Origin of the sequence: Sphingomonas radiodurans, from assembly GCF_020866845.1 — a bacterium.
Lineage (GTDB): Bacteria > Pseudomonadota > Alphaproteobacteria > Sphingomonadales > Sphingomonadaceae > Sphingomonas > Sphingomonas radiodurans.
Map to the genome: position 1 here is coordinate 758,725 of NZ_CP086594.1, position 12,329 is coordinate 771,053.

Annotated in this window: 12 protein-coding genes; 5 read left to right on the top strand and 7 right to left on the bottom strand. The window is 65.4% G+C overall.

The window, feature by feature from the left end; genetic code table 11:
• Positions 1-9: 9 nt before the first annotated feature.
• The 4 genes from cyoD to cyoA are packed head-to-tail and all read right to left on the bottom strand — an operon-like array spanning position 10 to position 4,228.
• Positions 10-381 carry a cytochrome o ubiquinol oxidase subunit IV gene (gene cyoD, locus LLW23_RS03720; RefSeq protein ID WP_228947434.1) on the bottom strand — a complete coding sequence of 124 codons (372 nt, stop codon included), beginning with the start codon at positions 379-381 and terminating at the stop codon, positions 10-12.
• The gene (cyoC, locus tag LLW23_RS03725; protein WP_228948459.1) at positions 378-1,013 is read right to left on the bottom strand and encodes a cytochrome o ubiquinol oxidase subunit III; all 636 of its coding nucleotides are present in this window, start codon (positions 1,011-1,013) and stop codon (positions 378-380) included. The genes cyoD and cyoC overlap by 4 nt, the downstream gene beginning before the upstream one ends.
• A 34-nt stretch (positions 1,014-1,047) precedes the next feature.
• On the bottom strand, positions 1,048-3,042 hold the full coding sequence (gene cyoB, locus LLW23_RS03730; RefSeq protein ID WP_228947435.1) for a cytochrome o ubiquinol oxidase subunit I: 1,995 nt from the start codon (positions 3,040-3,042) through the stop codon (positions 1,048-1,050).
• Positions 3,043-3,058: 16 nt separating this feature from the next.
• Positions 3,059-4,228 carry a ubiquinol oxidase subunit II gene (cyoA, locus tag LLW23_RS03735; RefSeq protein WP_228947436.1) on the bottom strand — a complete coding sequence of 390 codons (1,170 nt, stop codon included), beginning with the start codon at positions 4,226-4,228 and terminating at the stop codon, positions 3,059-3,061.
• Between the two features lie 151 nt (positions 4,229-4,379).
• Here cyoA and LLW23_RS03740 point away from each other — a divergent pair, with 151 nt between their 5' ends.
• Positions 4,380-5,711 carry an MFS transporter gene (locus tag LLW23_RS03740; RefSeq protein ID WP_228947437.1) on the top strand — a complete coding sequence of 444 codons (1,332 nt, stop codon included), beginning with the start codon at positions 4,380-4,382 and terminating at the stop codon, positions 5,709-5,711.
• Between the two features lie 10 nt (positions 5,712-5,721).
• On the opposite strand, the gene trhO is transcribed toward LLW23_RS03740, so the two are convergent.
• The gene (trhO, locus tag LLW23_RS03745) at positions 5,722-6,654 is read right to left on the bottom strand and encodes an oxygen-dependent tRNA uridine(34) hydroxylase TrhO (RefSeq protein WP_228947438.1); all 933 of its coding nucleotides are present in this window, start codon (positions 6,652-6,654) and stop codon (positions 5,722-5,724) included.
• A gap of 84 nt (positions 6,655-6,738) precedes the next feature.
• Between trhO and LLW23_RS03750 the strand changes: the two genes are divergently transcribed.
• Both LLW23_RS03750 and LLW23_RS03755 read left to right on the top strand, forming a co-directional pair.
• Entirely contained in the window at positions 6,739-7,008 is a 270-nt protein-coding gene (locus LLW23_RS03750) for a hypothetical protein (protein WP_228947439.1), read from the top strand.
• Between the two features lie 60 nt (positions 7,009-7,068).
• A complete protein-coding gene (locus LLW23_RS03755; protein WP_228947440.1) occupies positions 7,069-7,341 on the top strand; it encodes a DUF1488 family protein in 273 nt (90 codons plus the stop codon).
• 75 nt (positions 7,342-7,416) lie between these two features.
• On the opposite strand, the gene LLW23_RS03760 is transcribed toward LLW23_RS03755, so the two are convergent.
• Positions 7,417-9,108, bottom strand: a complete 1,692-nt coding sequence (locus LLW23_RS03760) for an amidohydrolase (protein WP_228947441.1) — start codon at positions 9,106-9,108, stop codon at positions 7,417-7,419.
• Entirely contained in the window at positions 9,105-9,944 is an 840-nt protein-coding gene (locus LLW23_RS03765; RefSeq protein WP_228947443.1) for an NAD(P)-dependent oxidoreductase, read from the bottom strand. Before LLW23_RS03765 ends, LLW23_RS03760 begins: the two co-directional genes overlap by 4 nt.
• A 111-nt stretch (positions 9,945-10,055) precedes the next feature.
• Between LLW23_RS03765 and LLW23_RS03770 the strand changes: the two genes are divergently transcribed.
• Complete coding sequence (locus LLW23_RS03770; protein WP_228948460.1) at positions 10,056-11,300, top strand: threonine ammonia-lyase; 1,245 nt, start codon at positions 10,056-10,058, stop codon at positions 11,298-11,300.
• A gap of 243 nt (positions 11,301-11,543) precedes the next feature.
• Positions 11,544-12,326 carry an arginyltransferase gene (locus LLW23_RS03775; RefSeq protein WP_228947444.1) on the top strand — a complete coding sequence of 261 codons (783 nt, stop codon included), beginning with the start codon at positions 11,544-11,546 and terminating at the stop codon, positions 12,324-12,326.
• The last annotated feature ends 3 nt before the right edge of the window (positions 12,327-12,329 follow it).

Below are 12,329 nucleotides of genomic sequence, written 5' to 3' on the forward strand. Positions count from 1 at the left end.
GCGGTGTCCTTACATCCCCGCCATGTCGCCGCTCATCGGCATCATGTTGTTGTTGAGGTGGTACATGATCCACAAGGATCCAGCGATCACGATAGTCACGATCACCACCGTGAAGATCAGCGCCATCAACGTCCAGCCACCCTCCGCGCGCGGATTAACGTGCAAGAAGAAGTAGGTGTGAACCACGATCTGCACCAGCGCGAGCGCAATCACGAGGATTGCAGTAATCTGCCGGTCAGCCAGCACGCCAGACATCACGAGCCAGAACGGGATTGCGGTCAGCACTGCCGAAAGCAAAAAGCCGATCACATAGCCACGACGCGAGCCGTGGCCATGGCCGCCATCCGGCGCCGGGGCGTTCTGGGCTTGATGAGCGCTCATCGCACTACTCCGAGCAGATAGACGAAGGTGAAGACGCCGATCCATACGACGTCGAGCAGATGCCAGAACATGCTGAGGCACATCAGCCGGCGCTTGTTGTCTTCGATCAGCCCGCGCTGCCCGACCTGCACCAGCATCACGACGATCCAAACCAACCCGACGGTAACATGCAGCCCATGCGTGCCGACGAGCGTGAAGAACGCCGAAAGGAATGCGCTACGCAGCGGGCTCGCACCCTCGCCGATCAACGTCGCAAACTCATACAGCTCAATGCCGACGAATGCCGCACCGAACAGCCCGGTAATCGCGAGCCAGATCTGTGTGGTGCGGGCCTTGCCCTCCTCCATCGCGATCATCGCCATGCCGCACGTGATCGACGAGATTAACAGCATCGCAGTATTGAGCGCCACGAGCGGCAGCTCGAAAATCTGCCGCGGCGCCGGTCCACCGGCATAACTCGTGCTCAGCACGCCATAGGTGGCGAACAGCGTCGCGAAGATGAGCGCATCGCTCATCAGGTAGATCCAAAAACCCAGCATGGTGCCGCCGGAACTGTGATCGTTCTCGTCGGCCTCCGTCTGGTAGAAGATCGGCGGTGCGGCGTCGGCGGCAGCGGTCGGGGCTTCGGTCATGGCGGCGTCGGCCGTGGGGGCGTGCGTCGTCATCTCAGGCCCTCGCCAGCTCGGCCGCCGCGCGCTCGGTCTGCGCGACTTCCTCGGCCGGGATGTGATAGTCCCGATCGTAGTTGAAGGTGTGGCCGATCGACACGACGATCAACGCGACGAACGAAGCCGCCGCCAGCCACCAGATGTACCACACCATCGCAAAGCCCAGCACCAGCGCCAGCCCGGACAGGATCACGCCCGCGCCGGAATTGCGCGGCATGTGGATCGGGCGGTAACCCTTCGCCGGCACTTCGTGGCCGCGATCCTTCATGTCGTGCCACGCGTCGAGCTCGTGGACCATCGGCTGGAATGCGAAGTTATAGTGCGGCGGCGGCGAGCTGGTCGACCATTCGAGCGTGCGGCCGTTCCACGGATCGCCCGTCGTGTCGCGCAGCTTGTCGCGGTTCCGAATGCTCACGAACAGCTGGATCACGAACGCGCCGATCCCGATCGCGATGATGAACGCACCGATCATCGCCGTGATGAACAGCGGCTGCAGCGTCGTATCGTCGAGATGCCGCAGTCGGCGCGTCACGCCCATCAGCCCGGCGATGTACATCGGCGTCCAGGCGACCCAGTATCCGATGACCCAGCCCCAGAAGTGGATCTTCCCCCAGAAAGGATCGAGCTTGAAACCGAACGCCTTGGGAAACCAATATTCGATCGCCGCGAACAACCCGAACACCACGCCGCCAATGATCACATTATGGAAATGCGCCACCAGGAACAGCGAGTTGTGCAGCACGAAGTCCGCCGGCGGCACGGCCAGCAGCACGCCCGTCATGCCGCCGACCGTGAAGGTCAGCAGGAAGGCGACGACCCACATCATCGGCAACTCGAAGCGGATCTGCCCGCGATACATCGTGAACAGCCAGTTGAAGATCTTCGCGCCGGTCGGGATGGAGATTACCATCGTGGCGATGCCGAAAAAGCTGTTGACGCTCGCGCCCGATCCCATGGTGAAGAAATGGTGCAGCCACACCAGGAACGACAGGATCGTGATGACGACAGTGGCGTAGACCATCGACGTATAGCCGAACAGCCGCTTGCCAGTGAAGGTCGATGTAATTTCCGAATAGATGCCAAACACTGGCAGGATGAGGACGTAGACCTCCGGATGGCCCCAGATCCACACCAGGTTCCAGTACATCATGGCGTTGCCGCCCAGATCGTTGGTGAAGAAGTTCGTGCCGACGTAGCGGTCGAGCATCAGCATCCCGAACGTCGCCGTCAGGATCGGGAAGATCGCTACCACCAGCACGTTGCTGCACAGCGCGGTCCATACGAACACTGGCATCTTCATCATCGTCATGCCCGGCGCGCGCATCTTGATGATCGTGACGACCATGTTGATGCCCGACAGCGTCGTGCCGATGCCCGCGATCTGCAACGCCCACAGGTAATAGTCCGGCCCGGTATCCGGGCTGTTCTGCAGGTTGGCGACCGGCACATAGTTGAGCCAGCCCGCGCGGCTGAACTCGCCGACGAACAGCGACACCATCACCAGCAGCGCGCCGGCCACCGTCAGCCAGAAGCTAAAGTTGTTGAGGAACGGGAACGCCACGTCACGCGCGCCGATCTGCAACGGCATCACATAATTGACGATGCCGACGATCAGCGGAATCGCGACGAAGAAGATCATGATCGTGCCGTGCGCGGTGAACACCTGATCATAATGGTGCGCGTCGAGATATCCCTCGTTCGCACCGAACGACAGCGCCTGCTGCGTGCGCATCATGATCGCGTCGGCAAAGCCGCGCAGCAGCATGATGATGCCCAGGATCATGTACATGATCCCGATCTTCTTGTGGTCGACGCTGGTGAACCATTCGCGCCACAGCCAGCCCCACAGCCGATACTTCGTCACCGCGCCTACGAGGCCGGTGCCCAGGATCACGACAACGATGAACGTGCCGAGCAGGATCGGTTCGTGGATCGGGAACGATTCGAAGCTTAGCCGGCCAAAGATCGTCTTCAGGATGGTCTCGTTGAACATCGTTGCTCCGAGCGGCTCAGCCGCGGCCGGCGCGCGGGGTGCCCGGCGCGGTCGGCATTAGGAAAGACATGTCGCGATTACGGCCGGATTTCGGGTCGGTCGGCCCGGGCGGCTGCCCCTGCCGCGGTTTGGTGACGTTGGGGACGGTCTCGATCTCATCGGCATCCTGCATCAGCCCGCCCTCGGGCTTGCCGCGCGCGGGGATCGATCCGCCGCCCGACGGCATGCCTGCGCCAGCCTCCATCGAATGCCGCTCGCCGCCGCCCGCAGCACGATCGCGCGCCATGATTTCGCTCATGCACGGCGTGTTCGGCGTCACGCAGCGCTCCACGATGCGCTTGAACAGCGCCGGCTGCACCGCGCCGTAGAACCTCGGCGCGACTCGCTCACTCGGCTCCTCGAGCTTGAGATAGTCCGTCGCCACCAGCGGCTGCCCGCGCTCCTTCACGCCCGCCACCCAGCGCTCGAACCCGGCCTGGTCCATCCCGCGCAAACGAAAGCGCATGTAGGAGAAGCCTGCGCCGCTGTAATTCGCGGACATGCCCTCGAAATCGCCCGGCTTGTTGAGCACCGCGTGCAGCGTCGTGCGCATCCCCGGCATGGTGTAGATCATCCCCGCCATCGTCGGGGCGTAGAAGGTGTTCATCATGTTGCTCGACGTCATGTCGAACCGCACTTGCCGATCGACCGGCAGCGCCAGTTCATTGACCGTCGCGATGCCCAGATCGGGGTAGATGAACAGCCATTTCCAATCGAGCGACACCACCTGCACGCGCAGCGGCGGCGCGGTCGGCTTGGCGGCTTTGGTCGCCGAGATGCGATTGAGCGGGCGATAAGGATCGAGCAGATGCGTGCTCGACCAGGTCAGCGCGCCCAGCGCGATGATGATGAGCAGCGGCGCCGACCAGATTACCAGCTCGAGCGAGGTCGAATGGTCGAAATGCGGATCGTACGTCGCGTCCTTGTTGCCCGCGCGATAGCGCCACGCGAACACGATCGTCAGGATCATCACCGGCACGATGATCAGCAGCATCAGCGCGGTCGAGATATAGATCAGGTTGCGCTGTTGCAGCGCCACGTCGCCCGCCGGGTTGAGCACGGCGCTCTGGCATCCGGCGGCGAGCGCCAGGATCGAAAGCGGGGCGAGACGGGTGAGCCGTCGCACGATGGACGTGTGTTCGCGCATGTCGGCCCCTCTACGATGCGTCGGCGTGGTGCGACATTGGACAATTTGTCCAATCCCGTCACTGGCACAGGTTGGGCAATGGAGTTTAATGATAGCACCGTGCGCGGGCGCTATGAAACGCACGGCGGCACCGCCGCGGGAGCATGACCGGATGACTGCATCGACCACCGCACCGGATTCGGGAAGCCTCGAGCGGGACGCCCGATTGGTGAACGCCCGCGAGAAGGATATCGCGCCGGGCGAGATCGCGATCGGCGTGATCATCGGCCGGACAAGCGAGTTCTTCGACTTCTTCGTCTATGCGCTCGCCTCGGTGCTCGTGTTCCCGAAGCTGATCTTCCCGTATGTCGATCCGCTCACCGGCACGCTTTACGCCTTCGCGGTCTTCGCGCTCGCCTTCGTCGGGCGACCGTTCGGCACCTTGCTATTCCTGTGGATTGACGGTGCGTACGGCCGCGGCACGAAGCTGACGATTGCCTTGTTCCTGCTCGGCGGCTGCACCATGGCGATCGCGCTGCTGCCCAGCTACGCGCAGGTCGGCACGCTCTCGGCGGTGCTGCTCGGGCTGTTCCGCTTTGGCCAGGGCATGGCGTTGGGCGGCGCGTGGGATGGGCTACCGTCGCTCCTCTCGCTCAACGCGCCGGAGGACAAGCGCGGCTGGTACGCAATGATCCCGCAGCTTGGCGCGCCACTTGGGCTGCTGCTGGCAATCGCATTGTTCAGCTATTTCCTGACCATCCTGTCGCCGGAGGATTTCCTCAGCTGGGGCTGGCGCTATCCGTTCTTCGTTGTGCTCGCGATCAACGTCGTTGCGCTGTTCGCCCGGCTACGACTGGTCGCGACGCCCGAGTTCACGCGGCTGTTCGAGACCCGCGAGCTTCAGCCGTCGCCTGCCTTTGCGACACTGTTCTCGGAATGGCGCACGATCCTGCTCGGTGCGCTCGCCCCGCTCGCAAGCTTTGCGCTGTTCCACCTCGTCACAGTATTCCCGCTGTCATGGGTCACGCTGTTCGCCAAGGAAGAGCCGCTGCAGTTCCTCGCGATCGAGGCGGCCGGCGCAATGGTCTGCATCCTTGCGATCCTCGCCTCCGGGCTGATCGCCGATCGCGTGGGGCGCCGCGCGGTGCTCGGCGTCTCGGCGGTGATGATCGCGGTCTACAGCGGTTTCGCACCGCGGCTGCTCGATTCGGGCGGCATTGGCGAGGCGATCTACATGATCGGCGGCTTCATCCTGCTCGGCCTCGCCTTCGGCCAATCGTCGGGTGTGGTAAACAGCGCCTTCCCGCCCGAGCGGCGCTATACTGGCGCGGCGATCGTCGCCAATTCCGCTTGGCTGATCGGCGCGGGCTTCGCGCCCCTCGTCGCGCTGTTCCTCGCCAGCCGCTTCGGTCTGTGGTCGGTCGGTGTGTACTTGCTGTCGGGTGCGATCTGCACGCTCGGCGCGCTTGCGATCAACAAGGAATGGGCGCGCAAGCAGGCCTAGGACGCAAAGCTCAGTCCCCCTGCCGCTCCCCGACATGCCGCTCGCCACGCGCTTCCGCCAGCTGAACTTGCCGATGCCGCTCGGCATATCCCTCCCGCTGCCGCGCATCGCGCGCGTCGTGGCAGCGTGGGCAACTCAATCCCAACTCGTACAGCGCCGACTCACGATCCGCGGCACTCACGGGCATGCGGCAGGCGCGGCACAGCGCGTGCGTCCCCGGCGCCAGATCGTGCCCCACCGCCACGCGCTCGTCGAACACGAAGCATTCGCCGTCCCAGCGGCTCTCCGCCGCGGGTACATGTTCTAGATAGTTCAGGACGCCGCCTTGCAGATGGTACACGTCCGTCACCCCTTCCGCCTTCAGGAACGCAGTCGCCTTCTCGCATCGAATGCCGCCGGTGCAGAACATCGCGACCTTGCTAACCCCGTCCGCCAGCAGCGCCTCGCGGTTTGCGCGGAACCAGCCGGGGAACTCGCGAAAGCTGCGCGTGCCTGGATCGATCGCGCCGGGAAAGCTGCCGATCGCCACCTCGTAATCGTTGCGCGTATCGATCACGATCGTGTCCGGCCGCGCGATCAGCGCGTTCCACTCCGCCGGCGCCACATAGGTGCCGGCGTTGTTTGCAGGATCGACGTCGGGCTCGCCCATCGAGACGATTTCCTGCTTCAGCCGCACCTTCAGCCTGTGGAACGGCATCGTCTCGGCGCTCGCATACTTAACCGGCAGGTCCACGCACCCCGGCAGCGCGCGCAGATGCCCCAGAACGCGCTCGATCGCGTCGGGCGCGCCGGCGATCGTCCCGTTCACGCCCTCGCGCGCCAGCAGCAGCGTGCCGCGCACGCCGTTCGCCCGGCACAGGGCTTCGAGCGGCTCGCGCAGCGCCGCGGGATCGTCGAAGCTTGCGAAATGATACAGCGCGGCAACTTGGATCGGGGAAGTCATCGCGGCGATCTAGGCGCTCGCTGCAGCGGAACCAAGCCGTGGCGCGGCGCGGTTGAGCGCCCACACCGAACAAGGGGATAATCGATGGCCGAGGCAACATGGGGCGACGCTAACGCGCCGTCGATCGACTGGAAGATGAGCGTTTCGCTCGAAAACGTCGCCCGCGGCGATTCGGAAATGCCCGAAGTGACCAACCTCGAGGCCGCAGTGCGCGCGTGGCAGGGGCTCGATCCGGCGCTGAAGCACGCTGCCGTGCTCACGCTGGAACGCCCCGTCACGCTCGACGGCGGCACGCCGCTCGATCATTTCGTCGGTCCGGCGATCGACGATCTTGCGAAACGCCTACCAACGTGATGGAACATCGCGCCGCTAGAGCGCTTCTACCGCAAAATTCATCCCAGAAAGGAATGCCCCATGGCGGCCAGCCAGCTTGATATCGACGACAGCACCCTGCTGGACAACATCGAGGCCGAACAGGTCGAATTCACCGGCGAGGTGGACGCAGAGGACGTCGACTTCGTGGTGCAATACGATCTGCTCGAAGCACTGAGCGGCGATCGGCCGGACGGCGACGCGATCGACATGTTCAATCGTTTCGTCGATCCGATCACCGACGCCGCGCTGGCTGCCTTTGCGCGCAACTCCGACGCAACGCCCGTTATCGTCAGTGAAAACGACCTGGAATAATCCGATCGCGCTTAAGCCTCCGTCATGCCGGGCTAGTCCCGGCATCCACGGTCCAACAAGCGCGACGGATTTACTTTAACGAGCCGCCCCCGTCCGAGCCCAGGCCCGCTCTCCCCCGATCCATGTCTGCTCCACCCGCGTGCCGCGCATCGCCGCAGCTTCGCCGGCCAGCGGATCGCGATCGACGATCACGAAATCCGCCCGCTGCCCTGGCGCCAAGTTGCCGAACCGCGTCTCGGCGAACCCGGCATAAGCCGCGCCCCCGGTGAACGCCCACCAAGCCTGTTCCCGAGTCACGGCTTCCTCCGGCCGCCACCCGCCCGCCGGCTGCCCCGCCGTATCGGTCCGCGTATAGGCCGCAGCCCAACCGGCCCAGGGATCCGGCTTCTCGACCGGAAAGTCCGATCCGAACGCCAGCTTCGCGCCGTTCGCCAGCATCGATGTCCACGCATAGGCCCCCGCCAGCCGCGCCGGCCCCAGCCGCGCCTCGGCCATCGTCCGATCGCTCGTCGCATGCGTAGGCTGCATCGACGCGATGGTGCCGAACTTGCCGAAGCTCTTGAGGTCCGCCGGATCGACCACCTGCGCATGCTCGATCCGCCAGCGACGATCGCCGGTATAGGTCTCGCTCAGCACCTGGATCGCGTCGAGCGCTTGCGCATTCGCGCGGTCGCCGATCGCGTGGACGGCGATCTGGAAATTATCCATCGCCGCCCGGCTCATCTGATTCTGCAACTGCGTGTCGTTGAGGAATAGCAGCCCCTTCTCCCCCGGCGCATCGGCATAGGGTGCCTTCAGCGCCGCCCCGCGCGATCCGAGCGCGCCGTCGCCGTAAATCTTCACCCCGCCCATCCGCAGCCGATCGTTGTACAGCCACGGCGTCGGCCCCTTGCCGCCGATCCGGCTCGCCGTCTCGACCCCCGCGGCATAGGCCATGATCCGCACCCGCAGCGCGCCGATATCTGCCATCCGGCGATAGCTCAGCCAGTCGTCGAGCGACGTGCCCATGTCGGCCACCGCCGTCACGCCGTTCGCTAGCAGCACGTTCTGTGCCTCCAGGAACGCCGCATCGCGTTCCTTCGACAGTGGCTGCGGCAGCGCTTTCTCGATCAGCTGCATCGCCGCATCAACGAACACGCCCGCGGGTGCCCCACCCGCCTTCTCGATGCGCCCACCAGCCGGCGATGCGGTGCTCGCGGTCACGCCCGCTTCGCGCATCGCGACGCTGTTCGCCCAGCCGGCATGCCCGTCGGCGCGCTCCAGCCAGATCGCGCGGCCCTGCGCCACCTCGTCGAGGTCCGCCGCGGTCGGAAAACGCCCGAGCCCCCACACCTCCTGGTTCCACCCGCGCCCGAGGATCCACTTTCGATCGGGATTGGCGGCGATATACGCCATCGTCATCGCCTTGGCCTCGTTGAGCGACCGCGCCGCCGACAGGTCGAGCGACAGCACGCCAAAGCCCAGCCCCATCACATGCCCATGCGCGTCGATGAACCCGGGCAGCAGCGTCTTGCCGCCCATGTCGATCCGCCAGTCGTATAGCGGCTTGCCCGCATTCGCCTTCAATTGCTTGCGGCTGAGCTTGGGCGGCTCCTCCCCCGGCGGCACGAGCCGCGTGACCTTGCCGTCCTTGTCGATTAGCAGCGCCTTGAACCGAACCACCCGGCCGTCAGCCGTCGGTGCCAAGCCATTGACGTTGTCGACGATCCCGTCGGCCGCCGCCGGCATCGCGGCAAGCAACGCCGCGAGCGTCAGAAGGCGCCTCATCGCGGCAGCCTCCGCACCAGCGCGCTGGTATCCTGTCGCCCGCCGCCCATCGCCTGCACCTCGGCATAGAATTGATCCACCAGCGCCGCCGCCGGCAGCACCGCGCCATTCTTGCGCGCCTCGTCGAGCGCCAGCCCGAGATCCTTGCGCATCCAGTCCACCGCAAAGCCGAAGTCGAATTCGTCGCGCGCCATCGTCGGCCAGCGATTGACCATCTGCCAGCTCTGCGCCGCGCCGCCGGAAATCGCCTCGAGCACCTTGTCGAGATCGAGGTTGCTGGCCTGCGCGAAGCGCACCGCTTCGGACAATCCCTGCAGCACGCCGGCAATGGCGATCTGATTGACCATCTTGGTCTGCTGCCCCGCCCCCGCCGCGCCGACATGGACGATGCGCGCGGCATAGGCCTCCATCACCGGCCGCGCGACCGCCATCGCCGCGTCGCTGCCGCCGCACATGATCGCAAGCTGCCCCTTCTGCGCCCCCGCCTGCCCACCCGAAACCGGCGCATCGACCACCAGCGCGCGCGCCGCCGCCAGTCGCCGCGCGATATCCGCCGACACCGTCGTATGGTCGATGAACACCGCATCGTCGTGCATCGCGGCGAACGCGCCGTCGCTGCCCAGCGTCACCGCAGCAAGGTCGTCATCGTTGCCGACGCACGCCACCACCGCATCCGCGCCCGCAGCGGCAGCGGCCGGCGTCTCGGCGACCGTCAGCCCGGTCGCCTCCGCCTTGGCACGCGTGCGATTGTAGACGGTGACGTCGTGGCCGGCGCGGGCAAGGTGCCCGGCCATCGGGGCACCCATCACGCCGGTGCCGATAAAAGCGATCTTCATGGCCTTGCGGATAGGGCCAGTTTGCACGCCGCGCCAGATGATCCTACGGCCCGCGTCGGCGAACCTGGATCAATGATCCCGTTCGGGCGAACGGATCTTGAGGCATTGATGATGGCAACCGCGGCACAATCGACCACCGAACCCCTCCCCGTCAGCATCGCGGACGTGCGCGCCGCCCATGCCCGCATCCGCGATTCGATCGTCCGCACGCCCACGCTCATCAGCCGCACGCTTTCGAAGCTCGCCGGCGCGACCGTGTATCTGAAGTTCGAAAACCTCCAGTTCACCGCCGCCTACAAGGAACGCGGAGCGCTCAACACGCTGCTGCTGCTCAGCGAAGAGGCGAAGTCGCGCGGTGTGATCGCGGCCTCCGCCGGCAATCACGCGCAGGGCCTCGCCTATCACGCCAACCGCCTCGGCGTGCCCGCGACGATCGTCATGCCGATGAACACGCCGACGGTGAAAGTGGTGCAGACCGAAGGGCATGGCGCCGCGGTCGTCCTCCACGGCAACACCTTCGACGCGGCCTACGCGCACGCCCGCGAACTCGAGGCCGAACGCGGCTACACCTTCGTCCATCCGTTCGACGACGCGCGCGTCATCGCCGGCCAAGGCACCGTCGCGATCGAGATGCTCGAGGACGTGCCGTCGATCGACACGCTCGTCGTCCCGATCGGCGGCGGCGGGCTCATCTCCGGCATGGCGACCGTCGCGCGCGCCGCCGCTCACCCGATCGAGATCGTCGGCGTCGAGGCCGAGCTGTTCCCCTCGATGTACAACCGCCTGCGCGGCACCGACATGCCCTGCGCCGGGGATACGCTGGCCGAGGGCATCGCGGTGAAGGAGCCCGGCGTGGTCACGTCGCGGATGGTCGCCGCGCTGGTCGACGACATCATGCTCGTCACCGAACGCAGCCTGGAAGAATCGGTCAGCCTGCTGCTGCAGATCGAGAAGACCGTGGTCGAGGGCGCCGGCGCCGCCGGCCTTGCCGCGGTGCTCGCCAACAAGGAGCGGTTCGCCGGCAAGACGATCGGCATCGTGCTGTGCGGCGGCAACATCGACACGCGGCTGCTCGCCAACGTGCTGCTGCGCGATCTCGCTCGCTCGGGCCGCCTTGCCCGGCTGCGCATCCAGCTGCGCGACCAGCCCGGCGCGCTCTACAATGTGGCACGCATCTTCGATCAGGAGCGAGTCAACATCCTCGAACTCGCGCACCAGCGAATCTTCACCAACCTGCCCGCCAAGGGCCTCAGCCTCGACGTCGAATGCGAGACGCGAGACCGCCATCACCTCGATCGGTTGCTCGCCGCGCTGGGCGTCGCCGGCTATGAAGTAAGCCTGATCGAACTGGCGTAACGCCTTGATCCCGCTGCCAACTGCCGCGCAGCACCCGAGTTATACATTTGACGTAGGGGATCGATCACCCCGATCGTAATAATGCGTTTCTGCCCCGTTCCGGAACACCATCGGATGCTGGAAAGACTCTGCGCAGCGCGTTAACTCTTTATTCGTGATAATCGCGCTTCCCACCGCACCTTCAACGACTCATATCGATGGTCCAGGGCGCGACGTGATGCGTCCCTTAGGGGACTCCCGGTAGTGACTGCGCCTTTTCGATTTCCGCGCTTCTTCGTAACGAGCCCCGCGCCGTGCCCCTATTTGCCCGGCAAGCAGGAACGCAAGGTCTTCACCGAACTCGCCGGCCCGCACGCGAACGAACTCAACGATGCACTGGGCCGGATCGGCTTCCGCCGCAGCCAGTCGGTCGCGTACCGCCCGTCGTGCGCCGGCTGCACGGCCTGCGTATCGGTTCGCGTCGTCACGCACGATTTCGAGGCCAGCGCCACGCAGCGCAAGCTCGTCCGGCGCCACGCCGATCTCGAAGTCACCGCGTGCCGCCCTTGGGCCACCGACGAGCAATATCAGCTCTTGCGCCGTTATCTCGCGCATCGCCACGCCGGTGGCGGCATGGCCGGGATGGACGAGCAGGATTACGCCGACATGATCGAGCATTCGCCGGTCAACTCAGTGATCGTCGAATATCGCGAGCCTAGCACAAACGGCGGCCAGGGCCGGCTGATTGGCGCTTGCCTCACCGATCGTCAGGCAGACGGCCTCTCGATGATCTACAGCTTCTTCGCACCGGAGGCAGATGCGCGGCAGGGGCTCGGCAGCCTCATCATCCTCGATCACATCCTCCGCGCGCGCGCCGCCGGCCTGTCCTACGTATATCTTGGCTATTGGGTGAAGGGCTCGGCGCGCATGGCGTACAAAACCCGTTATCGCCCGCTCGAAATGCTCGGCCCCCGCGGCTGGGCGCTAGTCGGCGACAAGGATGTACTGGACCACGCGGCGCCCGAGCGCCAGCGCGAGCTCGCGTAGCCC